Consider the following 21,367-nt stretch of genomic DNA (forward strand, 5'->3'; position numbering starts at 1 on the left):
GATGCTCGTCGCGCGCACTCGTCCATCGGTGCTCTGAACCAACCCAGTAGCGTTGGGTGGAGAAACGCGATGCTTGATCTAGCACGCGCTGCATCTCTGACTCGTCTAACAAGTTAATGGTACGACCTTCGCGTCCTTCTAGGAGGGCGAGAGCCGCGCCGAGGTTGTGACGCCCTTCACGTCCGCGCTCTGCAGTGATGGCTTGCCAATCTGGCCATCCGTTATGTGTATCAAGCGACAATAGATCGAAAGCATCGTGGATTCTTTCCGGATCTTCAATTGCTACAACCGCCGCGATAATTATCAGGTCCGCGAGGCGCCGACACCAGTCGACGCGATGGCGCCCATACCGGCTGATGACGCCAAGGCGGCACCCGTACCAGCCGCACCTCCGGCGAAAGTCGCCACTCTCGAGTCCCCAGCCATCTCGTCTCCGACCACAGCTGATCCTCCGCCGATTCCGAGAATGGCAAGTGCAGTTGTGATCGCGTTCTCTCCTCTTGGGTCGACGTAGACAAGTGGGGAGCCTCGCATCGCACCATATGTGCTCACCGCTTCATCGGCGCGTTCGGTTCGACTCACAACAGTCGCGAACAACGGATCGGTCGCAGCCACCGTCAAAGCCGAGTGTCCAGTTACCTTGCCAGTGGTAAGCTGAGCCCAGTGACCTCGTCCCTCTCTCCCCCGTGTGGCTGCGCTCGGGCAGTGGGCTGACTGGGCCCGCGGATGCCCGTACGGGTAGTGCTCCAAGCGCTGCACTACGCCGCCCGCTTCATCCGTCGACAAGCCCACGCTGCCGAGGTGGTCGCCGTGCCAGTACTCGACCGCCCCATCGCCCGCGAGCAGCAAGCCCCGCGCGGCGCTCCGCAGCGTGTCGTCCACACTGCGTTCGCTGGTGACGCCGGGCACACCCGTCACCCCCGCCTCGTTGGCGCGGACGACCCACGCATCTGCCGCGTTCACCTGCCCGTCACCCCGGCGAGGTGCGCCGTCAGAGTGCGTGGTTATCGCCGAATCGCCACGTTGCACCTGGGCCACGCGCTCGCCGTTCACGGTGACGTATACCGTTACAATGCCGTCGCGCACCTCGACGTCGGGTCGCAGGTAGTGCGTGCGCTGGCCGTTGTCTTCCTTGACCACGCGGTCGCGGGTGGCGCCGTAGGCGAAGCGGGCCACGGGCTGGCCGCCGTCTTGACTCTCCACGGCGCTGAGCCTGCCCATGAAGTCCCAGGTGTTGAGCTGGCCTTCGCGGGTAATCATGTTGCCGGCGGCGTCGTAGGTGTACGTCTGCGCGCCTCCGGCGGCCTCGTCCGAGATGCTGGACACTGCGTGTGGGCCTGCGCCGGTGCCTTCCTGCCCGTAGCGCAGCTCCCCCAGGTGCATCAAGCTCTCGCGCCGGCGGTCCGAGGTCTTCTCCACCAGGTTGTCGACAGTGTCATAGGTGTAAGCCAGCCACTCGGCGGTGGCGCGGCCCTCGTCGAGGTAAGCGGCGGTCAGCCGATAGAGCGCGTCGTACTCGAAGCGGCCTGCGCTGGTGGCCTCCAGCGCCTCGGCCGGGCGCGCGTCTTCGAGCGCCACCAGGTGGTCGGCGCGGTTGAAGCGGTAGGTGTAGTCCTGGAGCGTGCCGGTGGGTCCGCTTGTCTCCAACGTGTCGAGGCGCAGGCGGGCGTCATACGTGCGCACGGTGCTGGTGCCGTTGGCGAAGCGGGTGCGGGCGGGCAGGTTCTGGGCGTTGAAGGTGACCGACTCCACTACACCTTCGATGCTCCGTTCGCGCGAGAGGCCGTCGTAGGCGCGTGCCACCTCGTAGCCCCCGGGGTATGTGGTGGTGGTGACGCGATTGGCGTTGTCGAAGGCGTCGATGACCGTGTAGCGCACGCCCTCCCTGAGCGAATGCGAGGTCACCAGTCGGCTGCGCGCGTCCCGCACCATGCGGTCCACGCCCCGAAGGCCATCCAAGAGCGGGTAGGACACGCTGGCCGCCATGCCCTCCGAGTACGTGCACTCCGTGCATGCGACGTCGCGATCGTAGCGGGTCTCCACCACGGTTCCCATGGGATTGGCGTCGTCCCAGAAGGCCGTCTGGCGGTTGGCCTCGTCGAAGCTTGAGCGTGTGATCACGCCCCGCGCGTCGGTGCGCGAGAGCGCGTTGTTGGCGTCGTCGTACGTGAAGCGCGTGATGCCGCTGTCCGGGTGCGTGACCTCGGCGATGCGGCTGGCCAAGTCGTACACCTGCCACTGCTCGTTCTCATGGTCGTCAAGCAGGCTGCGGGTGCGGCCCAGCGCGTCGTACCGAAACGCGATGACCACCGGCGGCCCCTCACGAGCTAGGAGACGCTCGAGCCGCAGCGTGCGGCCAAGGCCGTCGGCCACGGTGGTGGTGGGCGTGTTCACGTGTGGGCTGCTCGGGTCGAAGTCTCGCCATCGTACGCCACTGTGCGCAAGGGGAAGTAGTCGGTGCGGAGGGTGGTGGCGGTGCCGTACACGCTCTCGTCGGGCTGGGTCACCTGTTGCACCCGGCCGGTGGCGTCGAATTGCGAGCGCAGCAGGCGCACACCGCTGGGCGCGGTGCGGTCGCAGGCGGCGCTGGTGCCGATGTAGGGCTGGTACACCCGGCTTGGCTCGCCCTGGATGTTGAAGGTGACGTACCCCGTGGTCTGGTAGCTCCCGTCGCCGACGGCGGAGCGGTTCTGCACCGTCCGGCCCATGCTGTCCACGCAGTCGATGGCCTCGAGGTCTGCCGTGACAGCGCCCGAGACCGTGCGGGTACGCGTAATGATGCGGCTCACGGGCTCCACCAAGTCGTAGGCGTACTCCGTGGTAGGCGTGGCCAGCGAGTCTCCCGGCTGTGCGATGCCAACGACGCGCCCGAACTCGTCGTAACCGTAGCCAGTCTCGCGGCGCTCGCTCGTGTTGGTGGTGTCCACGATGCGCATCCACGCCGTGGACCTCGTCACCTGCTCGAGCAGCGGGTCGTAGCCCACCTCCATGCGGAGCGCGTAGAACTCGCTGCGCACCGACGGGTCATCGAACATCCTCAGCTCCGCGGTGGGCAACACACCATCCGCGTCGTACTCCATGCGCGTGTCGTGGCCGTTAGGGTCGCGCGCCACCGTGACGTTGCCGTGGGCGTCGTGAGCCAAGCGGCTGGTCTGGATGAAGTAGCTCCCGCCCGCGTCGCGCCGAGCCTCGGTGCGTCGCACGGTCCCACGCGTCAGGGACTGCCACGGCAAGCCCTGGAAGTCCGGTCCGTCGTAGTAGGTGCGCTCGTCCGTGATCTGCGCGCTCCCTTCCACGCCGTACATCTGCTTCTGATACGCGGCCCTCAGGATCCAGCGGCCTCCTGTCGCGGCACCCGGAGCAATGAAGCGCTGGATCTCGTGCATCTCGTCGCCGCGGCAGCTCGCATCGCAGGGCTCACCTTGGACCTCGGAGCTGCGGCCCTCGCACGAAGTGCACGCACCGCCGCCCACCATGGTAACGCCCAGTTGGTGCTTCTCGGTCTGGTTGCCGTAACCGTCGTGAACATAGGTCTCCTGCAACGTGACCCACTCGATCGCGGCCGCGCCTTCTTGGATGACCGTGGTCTTGCTCTCGTTGCACAGCCAGCGGATCGGATTCGTCACTCCCGCCGTCGCGATCTGCGCGAGCGTGCAGTCGTCATACGCGTAGCTCTCTGTGGACAGCACACGGCCGGCGCTCTCGATCTGCTTTTCGGTGACGAGCCCATGCCGGTAGCGATCGCTCACGCCCAGGTCGAAGTGAAGGACGCTCCGGCCGTCTTCCATCGAGTCGTCGCCCTCGGCGAAGACCTCCACCTCACCAAAGCCGCGGAACTGGCTCTCCTCGCCATCGTAGTATCCGTCGCGGTAGTGTATGCGCTGGATCTGGCGCACCTGGCTCAGTGTGTCGTACGTCGTGTATTGCTCCAGCACCTGCATCGCGTGCGGAAGCCGGTGCTCCCATTCGCTCGGTCCACCGTCGCGGCCCATGTGCGAAACCGTGGTGCCGTAGGTCATCTCGATGACCTTGCCGATGCCGTTTTCGATGCGGCTCAGGAGGTTCGGCTGCTCGGGAAAGAGCTCCACGTACGTCACCATGCCCGACGCATTGATGTAGACCACATCGGTGCTGCCCGAGCCGTTCATGTCGGCGAAGCGGATCGAGATGGCGCTCGTGCGCTCCAGCAGCGAGCCCTCGACCTGCGCCGAGGTGATGGTCTGCATGGGCTCGAACTCGGTGCCGTCGCAGTTGAGAGCGAAGCGGATCTCGGTCCCCTGCACGACCACCACGTCGGTGAGGTTGTCGCCGTTGAGGTCCGTGAACTCCATCTCCGCCGGCGTCAGCGTGCCTGGCAGCCCGAACATCTCGCGCGTGGCGCCGAAGTCGCCGTGGCCAAGGTTCATCCAGTAGAAGACCGCACCCGGGACCGCTTGGACGAGGTCCACCATCCCGTCGCCGTTCATGTCGACCAGGCGCAGACCATCGGTCGTGAAGCTGCGCCCCACGCCCGCGATGCTCGTCGCCGCCTGGTACACGCCGTTGTTGTTGCGGTGGAACCACGCGCCCGATCCGTCGAGGTGCACCACGTCGATGGCCCGGTCGTAGTCCACGTCCATGAAGCGCTGGTTCGCGTCGCCGCTGAAGCTCGGAAGCCCCGTGTCCATCAGCGCCTGCGCGTCCCAGTCGCCCGTGCCCCGCCCGAACAGCACGCGGTCGTTCAGGCCATCCACCATGTCCACGAACCCGTCGCCGTTCAGGTCCACCATCTCCACTTCGGAGGACGACAGCGCCATCGCACCACTGCCCGCGGTGGCGCTGGTCATCACCGGCGACAGCGACGTCTCCCCCGCGGTGTTCACCGTCTGCACGAACATCCGGTGCACCCCGCCCGTGGTGTCCACCACGTCGGGCAGCGCGTCCCCGTTGATGTCCAGGAGATCCGCGTCCCCCGTCCGGAAGTCCACGCCCACGCTGCCGATGGACCGCACGTACGCCGGCTCGCAGCCGGGGTCTCCACTCGCGCACGTAGGGTCGAACCCGCGCGTGTAGGCAAAGCGGAAGAAGATGGGGTAAGGGTTGGTGTCGCCGGTCCCGAACGTGGTCACCCGCGCCAGACGCGTGAGCCCGCCCGTCATCGTGTACGGCTCGTAGCTCAGCAGGTAGCGCCTGAGCTGGAGCCCCTCCACCAGGACGCGCACGTTGCGAAGGCGTCGGTTGAGCAGCACCTCCACACCGGGCTTGCCGTCCGACAGCACGTCCTCGCGCGCCTCGTACTCGAGCTCCACCTCGTAGCGAGGGTCGTTGCCTCGGTACACCCATCCGATGTGCACCAGGTACGGGCGCCCACCGTCGAGCTCGTAGTCGTAGCGGATGGCGTGGTCGTAGGTGTCCACCATCTCGACCAAGCTGTAGGAGTAGGTGCCGCGCGAGCCCGCCATGCGTGCGTTGGGAACCAGCACACCCGCAGCCGTGGCGCCGTAGTAGCCCACCCGACCGTCGGGGAACTCTGCGCGCCAGTATCCTGCCGTCCCGTTGCCCGTGGCCCCGTCCGTGCCCAGCCACGTGTAGCGAACGAAGCTACCTTCGAAGCGAGCGCGGTACGTGCTCGACCCCGGCAGTCGCACCAGCTCCGACCCCTCATGCGCGAAGAGATCCGCCGTGTCGTAGTCCGGCACCCCGCGCGAGGTCATCCGCTCGATGCTGTCCACACCACTCAGTGTCCAGCCCATGCCCACGGCGGACTGGCCACCCGTGCTCGAGTAGGAGAGTCGCAGCGACGGCGAGAACCCGTTGTACCGCCGGGGCACCAGAACGGCACCCCGTAGGAGACCACCCCCCATGTTGAAGTTGACGCTCGCGTCCTCGCCGACGCCCTCGAGCGAACCAGGACCGCTCGGCAGCTTCAGACGCGACGGAGAGAGTCCGCCTCCTTCATTCTGAGCTTGTGCGGTGGGCCCCGGAGAGAGTCCAAGCACCACCAAGCTCAGTAGACCAAGAACACGCTTCGCCATCGGCACCCTCGCCCTGAATGAATCGTCACGACGTGCGTGAGCACGCTGCGCTCTCGTCACAGCGTGACCAGCGCCCCGCCCAGGCTCTCGCCCTGCCGGTCGAAGCAGTTGGTCTGCTCGAGCGTGAGCGGTTCGTCGCCTTCCAGATACCCAAGCGTGACCCCTGTCCCGATCGGGCTGTCCTCGCCAGAGATCACGGTCACCGCAGTGCGTCGTCCTCGCCGCACGGATGCCCCGCGCACGGAGTCGTCGAACCGCACGCTGGTGAGCTCGGTGGCTCCATCCACCACCACGAACTCACAAGCTCGAGCGTCCTGTGACAAGACTTGGACGGTCAGTTCCTGCGGCCGGACGCACATGTTCTGATGGCAGTCGAGCCCGTCGCTGCAAGCGCCCAGCGCGCTGCACGCGCAGTCGCGCTGACCGGGCAGGCAATCGCCACGCCCGTCCCCGCAGCCGAAAAGCAGTCCTCCAATCAACAACAGCGCCGCTGCTGCAGTTCGGAGAAAGGTTGGGCACAGGCCGCGGAGTTCTTCCAGCATCGTACTACCAGGTCAGGCACGCCGCGCGACAGATCGTTTGATTGTCGGTGGCGCCTCGCGTGAGTGCCCAAGTTGAAGCCCCCGTGTCACCGTACACGAGTCGTTCTCGGCGCTGCCGACGTTGTCGTTTGTGGTCATCTGGGTGAGGAAACAAATCGATGCGGTACTCGACGCAAGCTGAACCGTGGGAGTCGTTCCATCCGCCACCGGATATGTCGTCGTCACAGCCAGTGCACTATTCGGAAGGTTCACCGACCCGAGAAAAGTTGCCCCCCCCACAACACTGAGGGACCCGGCCAACGCGGTCGTACTCCCAACGTTGAGGGTCCCGTCGATGTCGACGTCCCCTGCCACCACAAGGTCGCCACCCGTCGGATTGGTTGTCATGTGCGTGCCGATACGCAATCCGGAAACGATGTCACCCTTGCCGGCCACGACGAGGTCACCATTGGCGGGATCCGTGATGGTGTGGTTCCCTACCCTTATGCCGCTCGTGACCACCAGGTCTCCCGTCGGAGCATCTAAGCTGGAGTTCCCTACGGAGACACCACCGCCGGTGCGGAAGTCGCCTGTGCCCGTGAGCGCACCGGTGACCGAGAAGTCGCCTCCGCTTCGACGGGCGTCTGCTGCACGCAACGCGTACGGGGCCGCAAGAAGGCGCTGGCGACCGTTCATGGTCGTTCCGTCGACCGTGATCTGCAACCACACCTCGCTGTTGCTCCAGATGTCGGCCAGTCCAGCCGGCGCGGTGCTGCCAAGCGCGACGGAGAACTGACCGTTGGCCACGACGACGCCAGGCGACCCGTACGTCTCCGAGAACAAGACTGAGCCTCCCGTCTCGGCGGTATAGAGCGTGAAGCTCATCGCCAAGGTCTCGTTCGCAGGCACCCCGTCACGCTCGAGGTATCCGGTGTAAGGGATAACCTGCGGAGGGGGCCCACTGAATGGCCCGGTCTGCGCGGAAACCATCACCGCGCCGAACCCAAGCAGGAAGAGGGCGTTCATCAAATAGAGTTTCTTGTTCGTCATCATCGTCTCCTGCAGGGCCTAGCGGCTCCTGAAAATCCTGTAGAACCCGTCACTGCTCTGCAGCTCCTGGTCGGAGTGAGTGTCGGAAGGAACGCCACCCCGAAGAGAAAACCCGCCGCCGGCGAGAATTCCCCCCGTGGCAGCAGGACCGGAAGAAAGCGCGAAGTCGCCGCACAGCCATGTCCCAGAGCGAGTGGCCGGATCGAATCCGCCACTCTGGAGTGCACGGTCGCTGCTGATGTTGCCACTGGCATTGACACCTCCGCCGCAGCCAATGTGACAGGTCGACACAACTCGATCCACCCCGTCCTCCTGAATGGTAACGCTGCCTGCATACGGAACGTCACAGCCACAGACCGCGTCGCCAAAGCGCGTGGCGTCGCCGTTGTCACACACGAACGCAACCCCCCAGTCCGGGTTGTACATATCGCACTCTGACTCGCCGATCTCCGTGCACTCGTTCCGACACCCGCGGATGTAGTCGGCGGGAGGCCGGTTCGCGTTCACGTACCCCATGGACACCCAGCGGATGGTGCCAGCCGTGTAGGTCGCGATGGGCGCACAAAGGACCACAGGAAGGTCGGGATTGACGGTCGACGTTCCGGGCTCCACGGTGGAAGCGCCAGTCGGCGCACAGCTGAACCCGTTCCAGGTTGGGTGCTCCTCCTCCCCGTTCCCATCCAGCTTCCACGCGAGCGTGGAACCCCGCGTCATCAGGGTGTACGGCTCCTCACGCGTGCTGGTCGTGTAGTCCGTGGGCGAAACAACGGCCACACATCTGAACTGGCTGTGATGCAGCATCCCCCCCCAGGCCTCTCCCTGTGACGCGAAATCAAAGGTTGTTTTGTTGATCTGCTCGGGGTCGTCATAGAGACTATCGATGTGCCGGTCACAGCTAGCCCAGTAATCGTTCCCGGCATCCTCTGGGTAGGTAAGGGGCACGGAGCGGACTCCCGGACCCCTCTGTCGCTCGCGAACTACGTATGTGCCGGGATCAGCCGTTTCAGCACCCGCGACATACCAACCATCATGGAGTTCCACGAAGTGGGTTAGCTGCCGGTAGCGGTTGTAGAGCGCAGACAAACCGGGGGTCGCAAACCGGGGACCCGCCAGCACACTTTGCTCCCACTCCTCCACGTCGCGCACGGCGTTGTCGTTGTAGTCTCCCCTGACGGACGTCGGATCCGAGGCGGATCCGGACCCGCATGCCTTGGTCAGACTGTTGAGCTGAGCACTCGCGAGAGATCCCGTGTTGAGCGTCAGGGTGTTGTTGCGGCTATCAATCGCCGCTCCCTCGTACAGCGGCAGTGGGGCGGCCGAAAAATCCAATGTCCGCACCTGGCCATCGGTGTTGGTCAAGTGCACTTCCGACACCGTACGCAGGCTGCACTTGGCGGAATCCTGTTCCCACGCGTTGGTTGAGGCGATTCGTGGGTAGGCGCTGTCGTTTACCCAGCCGTCCGTGTCGTCGTCACAACTCTGGGCGTGACCCTCCGAGTTGGGAAAGTAGCCTTCGTTCACTTCACACACACAGGTGCTCCCGGGGCCCGCAGCCGTCGCAAGGCGGCGGCCAGTTTCATTCGGCCGGTCACACACAATGGTGTTCGCACAGGCATAGCACCCTCCCACAGGGCTAAGGTTGTCCCAACCTTCGTCAGCTGGGCAGACCGTGCCACAAACCGCATCTTGGGTGGGTGACATGTCGAGGCAGACCTGACCAACCGGACACGTGAGATCGGTGCAAGTCACGCGCGGCCGACATGAGCCGGAACTGCCCACCCAAACGTATCCGCCGACGCAGGCTTCGGCGCAACGGGGGGTTGGCGATGTCTCGCAGACTCGGTTCAGTGCTGCGCAGCCCAAGTCTGCGCACGACTCGACCGCAACACACTCGTTGTTTCCGTCGAGCGCGTATCCGGCGAGGCACGCGCCGCATTGGGTTGATGGGCCGATGGTGGTGCACTCACGGTTGAGGGTCGCGCACATCGCACAGCCGCTGGACGAATCGACGCATGTGCCCCCATATCGACAAAGCCGGACCGGCAACCGGTACAGGCAGCCGCGTTCCCCATCTGCACGCAGTCACGGTTCTGCGCCGCGCAACCGAGCGTCGCGCAGGTAGTCGCCCCAACGCACGCGGAACCCGCCAGCGACAGGCCAGGCAAGCAGGCGCCGCACAAGGCGCTGCCGCCACTGTCGTCGCAGGCACGACCGAGTGCCGCACACTGTGACGCGATGGAGGTGGCTCCGGCGTCACACGTCGCCCACACAACCTCTGCGCAACGGCCGCCACTCCACGAAAAACCGGGCTCGCACTGGTCCTGGGTGCAAGCGAGGAGGCCGTTGGTCCCGGTGGCGCAGAGTTGGTTCGCCACGCAGCCGGCTTCGTCGCAGGTGGTGGCTGCCACGCACTCGTTGGAAGTGCACAGCAGACCCTCATCGCAAGCCAGATCGTCACAGGGACAACCCTGTTGACCCACGACACAGGCCTCCGCATCCACCGCGGCGTCATCGGGTGAATCACCTGGGCCGCACCCAACAATGAGCACAAAGAAGAGACCTAAGACTCGTCGCATGGTTTCTCTCACAGAGCGGTGAAGTCCGTGTAGTAGATGTACACGCGGACGTCGGTGATGGAGTTCAACTTAATGTCCTGGTTTACGCGCTCGTCACGCTGGTTGATGACGAGCTCCCAGTTGGTGTTTACGATCGGTCGATCCCTGAGGCGGTCGTTCCTGTAGACTTCCGCTCCGAAGACACGGACTCCGTTGAAGAACGGATCAACCACCGCGGTGCGTTCAGGGAAACGGTAGTACTGATGGATGCCTTCAAGTGGACGAATTGTCCCCGTCCCCGACTGACCAACGTAGATTCGGCCAAGGGTGTCGCCGATGTCGCTGCCCACAACCTCCACCTCGATGTAGTCAATCTTGTGGTTGCGGGTGAGCGGCGACAGCCGGTCAAGTGCTGTGGCGAACGGAATCGAAATGTGGCCGCGCGGGTTGAGCCAGCGCGGGTCGGTGAGTTCCACACGCAACATCTCGGTGCGCTCTGCCTGGCTCAGCGCACCAGAGGTGCCCGAGCGTGGAATACGCAGGATGTCATCGCGGAGCGACACGATCTCGACCCGACTATCCGGGCGTCCGTTGATGTCCTCAAACTCGTAGTACGCTGTCTGCAGATCAAAGAGGTAGTTCTCCAGATTGTAGTCCCCTCGGGAGACGAGCCGCACGAGGGTGAGTTCGTCTCGACGAGCGTACGACTGGCTCGTGTAGTACTCAAACACCCGGGTAGCGCGATACGCATCGCGAATCGCATCATAGAAGGAACGGTCTGCGTTGATGACCGCATCATTCCGGTAGATTCGAACGTTGGGGTCGTTTCGTGCGGCCTCCAGGTCGATCGTCAACTGCTCCGACTCAGTCTGCTCAGCGATGAGCCTCGTCGCTCGGTTGCGGATGCGATTGACCTCCGCCACCGCGAGGCGAATGTTGATGTCGGCACGCACCATTTGCAGGTCAGTTTGACGTAGCTGCAGGAGAAGTCGCTGTACCGTGGCGCGGCTATCGGCTTCGACCTGGTCGCACTGGAAGCCTGCTTCGACCAGGATAGAACCGCGCTCGAGTTGGGCGATCTCGTCCTCAAGGTCGTTGACATCGCGCTGTGTTGACTGAATTTCAATCTCGTTGATGGCGTAGAGGCCGGTGTAGATCGCCAGCGCTACGGCTCCGGTAGGGCAGTCTGTCGCGAGTCCGACCGAGCACTTGCCGAGGCTCGCGACCTGCCCGATGAACCCGGTGAAGCGCTCCAACTCCTGAAGCGACTGCTGCGAGTCGCGGATGGCGTCCTGCAGGCTGAGCTGGTCTCCTCTCACCGTGTAGCGGTAACCCGCCAGATCGGCAGAGACACCACACTGCTCAGCAGCGCGTTCCGTCTCGATCTCAATCTCATCCCAGACTGTCTGGGCGGCGGCGCGGACACTCCGCATCTCTAGTCGCTGAAGTTCAATGTTCGCAAGCGCGTTGTGCAGTTCGCCGTTGCCGACGAGTCCGCAGGGATCTCCGAGTGCGCGTGTCGGGGGACTGAGATACCCTAACGTCGGCGTGGCGGCGTAGACGTTGCCGTCGTCACCAACAAACGTCCCGCAGATCTCCGCGAGCTGGTTCTCATACGTGTTCCCGATGCGGGTTAGCTCGTTCTGAAACGCCACGGCGTCTGTCTCGAACGAGCGATTCGAAGATATCGCAAGATCTTCACGCTGACTGGCCGTGGCGGCCGACTGCTGCGCGCGCGCAATCATCGCTTCGAACGAGTTGGGGCCACCTGGCGCCAGAGGCGGCAACGGAATGTAGTCCGGGCTGAAGCCGAAGTAGTTGATCTCGTCGGTGAGGTTCGCGTAGACCTCTCGCATGTCCAAGAGCGCGATTTTGTAGACGGTCGCGGACTGCTCTAGCGCCAGATTGATCTGTGACTGCTGCGTCGCGTTGGCCGCAGATGCTGTACTCTGCATTAGCCGAGCAACGACCAGTGACTCGAGGTAAGCGGAGGTATAGGCCCTCTCGACTGCGAAGCGCGCGAGGTCCGCACGGTTGAAGCTCTGATAGCGCTTGGCCACCTCGCTCCACGCGCGCGCCGCTTGGCTGGACGCGCGGAGAACCTTTTGGAAGTAGCTCGTCACCGTTGCAGCGTCGATGAACCGCCGGCCCGCATCCTGCTCGCCCGTTCGCTCGATGGAAGCCCAAACATAGGGGCTGAGGGCGTAGAAGCGGTCGAGGACCATCTGGTAGTACTGAGCCGACTGATAGAGGCTGTACATTTCGAATCCGGCCACGCCGGCAAGATCGATCCCACCTGGCTCAAAGAGCGAGCCCTGAAAGCTCACCTGTGATGAGCCTGCGAGATCAAAGCGAGACTGAAACGCCCGGGTGAACGCCTCGTCGCCAAGCATGACCAACAGCTCTGCGTTCAGCTGCTCAAAGCCCTCTGTGCGAAACGGAAGCGCCGCGAGAGGATCGATGGTTTGGTCATAGGAGAAATTTCTTGCTAGGTACCGCCGCAGGTCGCTCTGCGTCGCCGCACTGAGGTTGCTGAAGTGGCGGTCGAAGACGTACGCGAGACAGTCGGTCCTACCGCGGATCTCTTCGATGGCGACCGGGTCGTAGCAGTAGGGAACGGCATTGGAGTTCGACTGGCAAACCGCAGGCGTGAAGCCGATATTGCGCCCCTGCCGATTGCGGAATTGTGTCTTGTATCGGAAGGCGCGGTCAATGGTTGTGGCCAAGGGGACGTAGACGGGGGCGCCGGGGCCGAGGGGCTCGTAGAACGTCTTGCGGCTGGTCGCTCCCGTTTCCGAGTCATGGCCCCGAATCAGATCGGTGCGGACTTCCTCGCAGTACACGCCGTCGACGTCACATCGATATGGAGGTTCGATCGTGACTTGGGGCGATACGGTCGGGTCGGCGAGCCAAGCATCCAGAGTAGCCTGGCACGTACCGCTGGACTGGCAGGGGAGGGATTGCATATAGCCGGCCGCGACGTTTCGGCGGAAGTAGGTAGCGTTGCTTCCGACGGGACACGCTTCGCGGAAGCCAGGGTCATTGCCACCGTCGATCCGACCTGTGTCATGACAAAGGTAGTGCATCTGCGCGGTGGGTATAGCCGTTGGGCCCGGCCCGGCAGTGGCAGTTCCCGAGAGAAGCGCGCCAACGGCGCTGTTAGCGTTGCCCGCCGTGATCCCCCCCGGAAAGCCGATTCGCCCCAACACCTCGGGCGAGCAGCCGGCGATTTCTTCCAGAGGAACACTCCCGGTCCGTGTCTCCGCCTGAACGGTGCCGACGAAGTCGTCGTCGTCCAGCTCGGCGGTTCCGCGAGAGAGCACCATCAAACCGTATGCGGTCAGACCACCCGCGGTTGAACTCGCACCGAAGAACTCTTCGGCAAACGTCTCACGAAACACTAGGTAGAGCTGCTCTTGGTTGATCAGCACACCGTCGACGAGCTCGAGCCTGCGCTGACGACTCTGGCCGTCGGGGATGGGGTTGGAGCCCGCGAGGCTGAGATTGACCAGCGCCTCATCCTCGCCGAGGCCAAGCGGCTGCAGAGAGTCTCGGCACTCGGAACGGAAGTAGGCGCCCGCTTCCGCGTCGAACTCGACAAGGTCGTGGAAGCCGGGCACAAGCCAAGGAACTTGAACCCGCTCGAAGCCGCTCATCGTCCCGAGCCGGGAGCACTCCGTGTCGTTGGCGGTCGGACGGTACCGGCCTCCTACGACGACGCTGGCCTCCATCGACTCTACGAACGCTAGACAGGCGGAGCCGAGGCCGGGAGCGCACGCGGTCGGATCGGTAGCAAAATGAAGGTCGACCTGGGGATTGCCCGCGTAATGGAGGGATTGGTCGGTCGCAATGCGACCGCGCAACGCCATCGACCCGTTCGGTGCGAGGTCGAGAGCGATTGGCATCTCCACCACCCCAGACGGTATGGGGTACTGTGTCAGGTCGGTGGAGTAGCTGACAACACCGGTCGTGTTCGAGAATGGGTAGCAAGCTGCGCTGGGGCACGCCGATTGGATGCTTGGCCATCGCCACGTGCCGTTGACGGTCGAAGTGACGATTGCGTTGAGCTCCGGCACGCTCATGCCCGAACGCACCTCAGACCATTTCCGAATGAACGCGTTCCCGACATCAATCCCGGCGGTGGTCGCAGGCATTGTCCGATCCGCTTCCCACAAGGGAAGGTTCTCTTCTCCGAACTGGGTAAAGTAGTAGACTTTCCCGGCCCAGCGACCCCGAGGATCAGTGGAATACTCCAGGTTGATTCGCCTTTCGCCGAGGGGACTCTCGATCAAGAGGACGCCAGTCCAGCGGAGGGGGACCTGGTTCGTCGCGTTGCGGAGTTCGACGATGGCCTGACCACCACTCCCAGGCACTCGAACGAGGTACTCGTTGACATTGAGTGGAGCACCAACCGCGCCGATTCCGAGCCAATGCATGGGGTTCACCGTGACTTCCACGTCCGAAGCACCCGGCTCCGTGTGGCTCACCTTGCGCACCGTGAAGTCAATGGAATGCGGCCCGTCGTTGGTGATAGTCAGCGTGCGGGAGCGCCGATTGTTAGTGAACTCAAGGAAGTCGACGTTCACCTCGTAGGACCCCGGCGATGCGGGGGAAATCCCGGAGGTTGGTAGTACTTCGGGCATGCAATACCCGAAGTCGCTGTCGACGAGCTGACACGTGGTCCCAGCGCTGCAGTCCGCTTCGACTTCTGCCGCGCAAGGTACCCTGCACGCATGCCGGTAGCAGCGCGCCATGCCGCCGCACTCGGAGTCGTACTCGCAGTTCGAGTAGCAGGACCCTCCGATACACGCTTGGAAGTCCGGACAGTCGGCGTCACGACTGCAGGATCGCGCTGACTCGCCATCAACAACGCAGGAGCCGTTGGTGCAGGCAGCGCCCTCAAAGCACCCTTCCATGAGTCCCTCGGCGGAACACGCGCGATAGGTCCCATCTTCTGCGACGAAGCCGCTCGTGCAGGGTGAATAGCACTTGGGATCAGCTGGAACAACGACGTTTGTCCCATTCGTGCAGATGTCCATCTCACACGACAGTTCTCCGGAACAAGTTCCGTTACCGAAGCAACTGCAGCCCTGCGAGCCGGGTTCGCAAGACGCACAGACATTGTCTGGACCGCACAGAAATCCCGTTTCGCATGTCCGGTTGGAGTAGCACGGCTGCCCTCCCTGGCCCGTCGCGTCCTGGCAGTAGTTCCGCGCGTTGCAGACAAGACCGTCGCCACACGCTCCACCGTCGCAGGGGCACCCTTCGACACCGGAGGACTCGCAGTCGGCCGCCTGGCAGATGTCGTTGGTGCAAACCAGCCCGCTGCTGCAGCCTCCCCCTGAAATGCAGCCGCAACCGGGAGTCCCTTCCTCGCAGGCTACCGGCTCGCCGCTGTCACCGCAGCCAAACAATGCCATCGTCCCGACCGACAAGAGAAATGCTGCCGCTAGGCGGGTCATGTGTCGTCCCCTCATGCTTCGAGGGCGCCCTGCCCTCTCATTTCGCGGACATATTGGCGGAGGTATCGCGCCAAGTCAACAGCTTTCTTCCACGAGTAGAATAGGTTCGCGCGCGCCGCTCATAGGTATCATGAATCATCGACATGAGGTGTTCGAATAGTTTACATATAGAGTGTTCTGCGCAATACGCTGTCGGTCACCGCGCATGAAGCCCCTGCCGGCCTTGTCAGAGTGGCACGACCGGGGCTTTGGGTGCCAGCGCTATCGGCGAATCTGCCACGGCGAGCGACGCGGACGGACCGGTGCACTGCCGGTCTTGCGGTCGGTCGCTCGTTGGGGTCACCAGGGGTCGTTGGGGTCGAGCTGGGAGAAGTCGTCTTGCGCGTCGGCGAGGGCGTGCTCGTCGGGCTCGTAGCGGAGGTCGGACTCGAGCGGGGACGAGCGGGCGCGGGGCTCAGGGGTGTCGAGGCCTTGGTGGCGCAGGATGCGTTGGATGCTCGAGTGGTCGAGGACGGTGGCCACGTGGCGCATGCGGCCGCCGCAGTGGGGGCAGGCCAGGACGTCCAGGCCGAAGCTGTGCCGCATGAGCTCGGCCCAGGCGGTGTTGCGGGGCTTGGGGGACTGGGCCGGGCGGGCGCGCTTCCGCAGGATCACGCCCGGGCGCTGGTAGGCCACCGCCAGGGGGCGGAGGCGGGCGTTGGCGGCGAAGAGGCCGCCATAGAGCAGGGTGTTGACCCTCGGCGGGGGGACCAGGGCGACCAGACGGTCGATGAAGCGGTCGGGGGTCAGGAGTATCTGGGTGGTGCCGTCGCGCCACGGTGTCTTCAGTGTCAATTCCACGCTGGTGGAATGGATCGTCATTCGGGTTTCCTTGAGGGGCGGACGCAAGATGTAGCGGACGAGCTGCTCGAGGCTGGCGCGCGCTCCCGCAGACACGGTGACCTGCGCGTCGAGGTCAAAGCCGTCTTCGTGCGCCTTCCGCCGCGCAAACGTGCTGGGGGTTTGTGGCTTTCCATTGCGGAGGCGCTGTGCGCCCTTGTGGAAGACTCCCTCGCCGTAGAGCTCGCCCATGCCGAGCAGGAGCTGTTGGGCGTCCCAGTCGTCGTCCTCGCCGGGTCCGAGGCCCAGGTTCTCCAGCAACAAGACCACGCGCCGCTTGATGTCGGCCACCAGAGCCGCGAGTTCGGCCTGCGTGGGCGGAGCGGCGAGTAGGAACACCAGCTGCCCGTCGCTGCGCTCGTAGAAGCTGCCGTCCGTGTAGAGGGCGTGGAAGTGCACGTTGAGGTTCAGCGCACCGCCAAAGCGCTGGATGGCCATGACGCTGCCCGGCCGGGCACTGTCGTGCTGGCCTGGGGGGCCCAAGCTGGCCGCACGGGATCGGTACAGGGCGTCGATGGCGACGCGGGCGATCCGCCAGATGGCGAGGGTAAGCTCATGGTTGTGCGCCATGCGCCAGCGCAGCGCGTGCGGGAACGACAGCACCCACTGGCGGTACGGGACCGGCGGCAGGACGTTCTCGACCAGGTGCTTGGCCTGGTACGCCATCTTGCGGCCCACGCAGCGGGGGCAGAAGGCGCGCTGCTTGCAGCTGAGGGCCACGAGGCGGCTCTGGGCGCAGTCGTCACAGCGGAAGCGGGCGAAGCCGTGCCTGAGAATGCCGCATCGCAGGAAGCCACGGAGAGTATCGACCACGAAGCCTGGCAGCGGGCGCTCGGCGCGGGCTTCCAGGTAGCTCTCGAGCTTGTCGCTGAGGACCTGATGGAGCGGGCCGGCGCTCGGGTCTCGACGCTCGTAGGTGAGTGGGCAGGGTGGTGCAGCGAAGGCGGCGGGCACCGGCGCGGGTGCTGCAACCGACGTTCCGTCGGACCACGCGCGAGTTCAACCAAGTGTTGCGCCGCTCTCGAAGGCGCCCGCCGGCGCCCACTTGGCGCCCGCCAGGGCCACCCCAGCCCACCTCAGACTCGCTTCAAGATCTGCCGGCGCACCGACTCCGGCAGCAGCGACGCCGCCCGCACGGGCCACGCGATGCGCTTGGGGAACATGGCGTGGTCGGTGCCGTGCTCGATGGCGTGCACCATCTCGCGCACCGCGCGGTCCTTGTCGATGATGAGCGCCTTCACGGGCACCTCGTCGGGGTCCAGGCTGTCCGTGTAGGTGAAGCCGGGATAGAGCGCCACGAAGCGGATGGGCGTGTGCGCCAGCTCGATGCGGCACGTGTCGAAGAGCGTGCGCCCGGCCGCCTTGGCCGCGCTGTACGGGCCCGACTTGGGCAGGCCGAAGGTGCCTGCGGGCGAGCCCGTGTAGGCGATGGTGCCGCCGCGCTCTTTCATGAGCGCGATGACCGGGCACAGGAAGTTCACGAACGTGTCGAAGTTCTTGGCCATGATGTCCAGCACCACGCTGGCCGTGGCCTCGGGGCTGCCCATGACGGTGGGTGTGCCGCCCCCCGCGTTCAGCACCGCCACGTCGATGGCGCCGAAGCGGGCCACGCCCTGCTCCACCACGCGCGCACACGCCTCGGTGTTGGTGGCGTCGGCCGCGATGGCCAGGCAGCGGCTCCCCCCGCGCTCCACCTCGACCGCGAGCTCGTCCAGCAGCTCCTTGCGCCGCGCGGTCACGATGAGGTTGTTGTCCCCTCCAGCGAGCGCGAGGGCCAGCGTGCGCCCGAGCCCCGAGGAGGCGCCGGTGATGAGGATGGTCTTCTGGGTGAGCTTCATGGTGGCGGTCGAGCCTCGCGGGTGGAGGGAGGGCTGTACTCGGAGCGCCCCCAGAATTCAATCCCGGCCCGTGTTTGCTTGACCAGAGACCCCAAAGGGCCGACACCCCACCCATGAGCACGGTTCACTTGGTCGGCGGTGAGAAGGGTGGCGTCGGCAAGTCCGTCGTGTCGCGCGTCTTGGCGCAGTGGTTCATCGATCACGAGCAGCCCTTCGTGGCGGCCGACGCAGACACGTCGCACGGGGCGCTGCTGCGCTACTACGCGCAGTTCGCGCAGGCCATCGACCTCGAGTCGTTCCCCAGCGCCGACCAGATCATGGACCGCGCCCTCGGGGCCGACCGCCGCGTGCTGGTGGACCTTCCGTCGCAGAGCGCCCGGCTGCTCAAGCGCTGGATGGACGCCGGTGACGTGGTGGCGTTCGCCAAGGAGATGGGCGTGCGCCTGGTGTTCTGGCACGTGAGCGACGGTGGCTTCGACTCCGTGAACCAGCTCACCCGTGTGGCCGAGACCTTTGGTGACACCGTGAGCTTCGTGGTGGTGAAGAACTTCGGGCGCTCGTCGGACTTCAGCCAGCTGGACGGGTCGCCGATCCTCAGCTCGATGCGTGAGCGCGGCGCGCGCGTGGTGGACCTGCCGGCGCTGGACGCCACCACCATGTACAAGATCGACCGCTTCGGCTCGAGCTACTGGGCCGCCATCCACTGCGTGGAGGGTGAGCTGTGCCTCTCGCCCATGGAGCGTCGTCGCGCCGAGCGCTGGCTCGCGCAGACGTACGCCGCGCTCGGTCCCGTCGCCGACCTGCTGTAACGCGGGCCTGGCCGGCGCGCGCCCGTCAGCCGTGACGAATGGCGTCGAGCCGGCCGTAGTGGCGGTAGCCCAGCTTGTCGAGCGCCTCGCGCGGCGCGAGCCCGATGTCCACCAGCGTCTTCAGCGAGTACGTGCCCGCCAGCACGGGCGGGCCGTAGCTGCGCCGCGTGTCGGGCGTGCGGAAGGCCGGCAGCGGGAACAGCGGCTGCAGGCTGTGCACGTGGATGAAGTGCGCCATGCTGGTGCGCGAGTAGCCGGCCGTGGTGGGCGCCGTGATCACGTGGGGCGTGGCCAGGAACGCTCCGCCCGTGAGGATCTCGAGCTGCTGTCCCACCTGCGCCACGATGCAGCCCTCGGGTGGCGCGCCCTGCACCAGCTCGCCCTTGGGGTGCGCGTCGCTCGGCCGTGTGCGCAGGTAGAGCCCGCTGGCCGGGTCTGGCCGCGCGCAGGGGTGGCCGGCCGGGTCGAAGAAGCGCCCGCCCGGCAGCAGCGTGAGCAGGTTGAAGTCCGTGTGCTCCTCGCCCCACACGATGCTCGCGTCGGCCGCCTGCGCAGCGCTCAGCGGCAGGTAGCGCAGCGCGCGCGTCACGTGCGGGCCACCGCCCGTCAGCTGGCTGAACGTGTCGGCCGGCAGGCCCAGCGAGGTGGCACACACCCCGAGCACCTGCATGCCGATGGCGTGGATGGCGTGGCCGATGTCCAGGTAGCGGTGCTGAAAGTCCACCGAGTCCGCGGGCCAGCGGTTGTCGGCGTAGATCTCGGGGTACACGTCGCGCAGCTCCGGGTCGAGCGGCTCGGGCGCGATGAAGAAGCACTCCTTGAAGTCGGGCTGCCCCCCCGCGATGACGGCCTTCTCGGTGTTGGGCGGCGTCCACCCGCGCTGGTACCAGATGTCGGCCGACGCCCAGGTCTGCTTCTCCGCCTCGGGGCGCGCGCAGAGTGCGAGGAAGTCGTCATAGAAGGCGTTCAGCACGTTGGTGTCCATGCCATGGGAGCGAATGTAGATGAGGCCGTAGTGCCCGAGGCCCTCACGCACCGCTTGCTCGGCGCGCGCGCGGGCGGCCGGGTCCGCAGAGCTCAGGTCAGCGAGATCCAAGATGGGGAGCGCGGGGGCGGTTCCGTCGGACATGGGGGATCGGTATCTGCTACGTGGCGCTGCGGTCAATGAAAGACAGCGCCAAGATTTCGATGGGCGGACCGGAGTGGTAACCTCGTGAACCTCGATGCCGATGTGGTCCATGGTAGCGGTCCTGCAATGGGTAGCCCGATGAGCGGACTGACAGCCGTCGTCACCGAGGCGCCCGTCTGCGGAATGACCTGGGGCTGGACCGGCGTGCGCGGCACCTGGGCGACCCCGCGCGCCGCCGAGTCGATGCGGCGCATGACCGAGACCGGCGTGAACTGGACGGCCATCACCTACGCGGCCGTGCAGGCCACCGCGCAGTCCACCGTGATCCCGTTCGATGCCGCGCCCACCGTGACGGACGCCGAGATCAGCTGGGCGATCCGCGAGGCGAAGTCGCTGGGGCTCAAGGCGGTGCTCAAGCCGGTGGTCAACGTCGCGGACGGCACCTGGCGGGCCTACATCGGCTTCTTCGACTGGGACGTGCCGGGGGAACCGAGCTGGACCGAGTGGTTTGCGAGCTACACGGCGTTCATCGTGCACGCCGCGACCATCGCCGAGGCCGAGGGCGCCGACCTCTTCTGCATCGGCTGCGAGATGGTGCGCGCCGACGGCCAGGGAGCGCACTGGCGCGCGCTGATCGCCCAGGTCCGGCAGGTCTACTCGGGCCCCATCACCTACAACTGCGACAAGTACCAGGAGGACCGCGTGACGTGGTGGGATGCCGTCGACGTGATCTCGTCGAGCGGCTACTACCCGCTGGGCACCTTCCCCGAGCACCTCGACCGCATCGCGGGCGTGCTCGAGCGCTTCGACAAGCCGTTCCTGTTCATGGAGGCCGGCTGCCCGTCCCGCACGGGCTCCGCCGCCCGCCCCAACGACTGGTCACTGCAAGGCGCACCCTCGGGCGAGGAGCAGGAGCGCTACTACCGCGACATGCTCGACGCGATCGCTACGCGACAGTGGGTCCGCGGATACCTGCTGTGGGACTGGCCCGCGGAGCTCTACCCGGCCTCGCAGGCCGCCGAAGACGACGGCTACTGCGTGTACGGCAAGCCCGCCGCCGCCGTGCTCGCCGCGTTCAACGCCAGCTGGCAGAGGCGGGGGCCGTGACGG

The 21,367-nt window shown here is 65.4% G+C and carries 11 protein-coding genes; 2 read left to right on the forward strand and 9 right to left on the reverse strand.

Annotated elements, in window-relative coordinates; genetic code table 11:
* Positions 1–303: 303 nt before the first annotated feature.
* From IPI43_28935 to IPI43_28970, 8 genes are all read right to left on the reverse strand, one after another.
* Complete coding sequence (locus IPI43_28935; protein MBK7778094.1) at positions 304–2,394, reverse strand: RHS repeat protein; 2,091 nt, start codon at positions 2,392–2,394, stop codon at positions 304–306.
* Positions 2,391–5,810, reverse strand: a complete 3,420-nt coding sequence (locus IPI43_28940; GenBank protein MBK7778095.1) for a VCBS repeat-containing protein — start codon at positions 5,808–5,810, stop codon at positions 2,391–2,393. Before IPI43_28940 ends, IPI43_28935 begins: the two co-directional genes overlap by 4 nt.
* Positions 5,811–6,070: 260 nt before the next feature.
* Positions 6,071–6,337, reverse strand: coding sequence for a hypothetical protein (locus IPI43_28945; GenBank protein MBK7778096.1), 267 nt, complete (start codon positions 6,335–6,337; stop codon positions 6,071–6,073).
* A 231-nt stretch (positions 6,338–6,568) separates the two neighbouring features.
* Positions 6,569–7,585, reverse strand: a complete 1,017-nt coding sequence (locus IPI43_28950) for a hypothetical protein (protein ID MBK7778097.1) — start codon at positions 7,583–7,585, stop codon at positions 6,569–6,571.
* Positions 7,586–7,603: 18 nt separating this feature from the next.
* Positions 7,604–9,106, reverse strand: coding sequence for a hypothetical protein (locus IPI43_28955; GenBank protein ID MBK7778098.1), 1,503 nt, complete (start codon positions 9,104–9,106; stop codon positions 7,604–7,606).
* A gap of 1,063 nt (positions 9,107–10,169) precedes the next feature.
* Complete coding sequence (locus tag IPI43_28960) at positions 10,170–14,726, reverse strand: hypothetical protein (protein MBK7778099.1); 4,557 nt, start codon at positions 14,724–14,726, stop codon at positions 10,170–10,172.
* A gap of 1,215 nt (positions 14,727–15,941) precedes the next feature.
* Complete coding sequence (locus tag IPI43_28965) at positions 15,942–17,435, reverse strand: transposase (protein ID MBK7778100.1); 1,494 nt, start codon at positions 17,433–17,435, stop codon at positions 15,942–15,944.
* A 122-nt stretch (positions 17,436–17,557) separates the two neighbouring features.
* Complete coding sequence (locus IPI43_28970) at positions 17,558–18,319, reverse strand: SDR family NAD(P)-dependent oxidoreductase (protein MBK7778101.1); 762 nt, start codon at positions 18,317–18,319, stop codon at positions 17,558–17,560.
* 113 nt (positions 18,320–18,432) lie between these two features.
* Here IPI43_28970 and IPI43_28975 point away from each other — a divergent pair, with 113 nt between their 5' ends.
* Positions 18,433–19,128 (forward strand): mobilization protein, encoded by a 696-nt coding sequence (locus IPI43_28975; protein ID MBK7778102.1) that lies wholly within the window; start codon positions 18,433–18,435, stop codon positions 19,126–19,128.
* Positions 19,129–19,153: 25 nt separating this feature from the next.
* Here the strand turns inward: IPI43_28975 and IPI43_28980 are convergent, their stop codons facing one another.
* Positions 19,154–20,257, reverse strand: a complete 1,104-nt coding sequence (locus tag IPI43_28980) for an isopenicillin N synthase family oxygenase (protein MBK7778103.1) — start codon at positions 20,255–20,257, stop codon at positions 19,154–19,156.
* A gap of 183 nt (positions 20,258–20,440) precedes the next feature.
* Here IPI43_28980 and IPI43_28985 point away from each other — a divergent pair, with 183 nt between their 5' ends.
* Positions 20,441–21,364, forward strand: coding sequence for a 1,4-beta-xylanase (locus IPI43_28985; GenBank protein MBK7778104.1), 924 nt, complete (start codon positions 20,441–20,443; stop codon positions 21,362–21,364).
* The last annotated feature ends 3 nt before the right edge of the window (positions 21,365–21,367 follow it).

The sequence above is a fragment of the Sandaracinaceae bacterium genome (genome assembly GCA_016706685.1).
Lineage (GTDB): Bacteria > Myxococcota_A > Polyangia > Polyangiales > Houyiibacteriaceae > JADJJE01.

Coding starts and splice junctions, on each gene's coding strand:
- IPI43_28985 (MBK7778104.1), top strand. CDS start 20,441: ATGACCTGGGGCTGGACCGGCGTGCGCGGCACCTGGGCGACCCCGCGC.
- IPI43_28980 (MBK7778103.1), bottom strand. CDS start 20,257: ATGTCCGACGGAACCGCCCCCGCGCTCCCCATCTTGGATCTCGCTGAC.
- IPI43_28950 (MBK7778097.1), bottom strand. CDS start 7,585: ATGACGAACAAGAAACTCTATTTGATGAACGCCCTCTTCCTGCTTGGG.
- IPI43_28975 (MBK7778102.1), top strand. CDS start 18,433: ATGAGCACGGTTCACTTGGTCGGCGGTGAGAAGGGTGGCGTCGGCAAG.
- IPI43_28970 (MBK7778101.1), bottom strand. CDS start 18,319: ATGAAGCTCACCCAGAAGACCATCCTCATCACCGGCGCCTCCTCGGGG.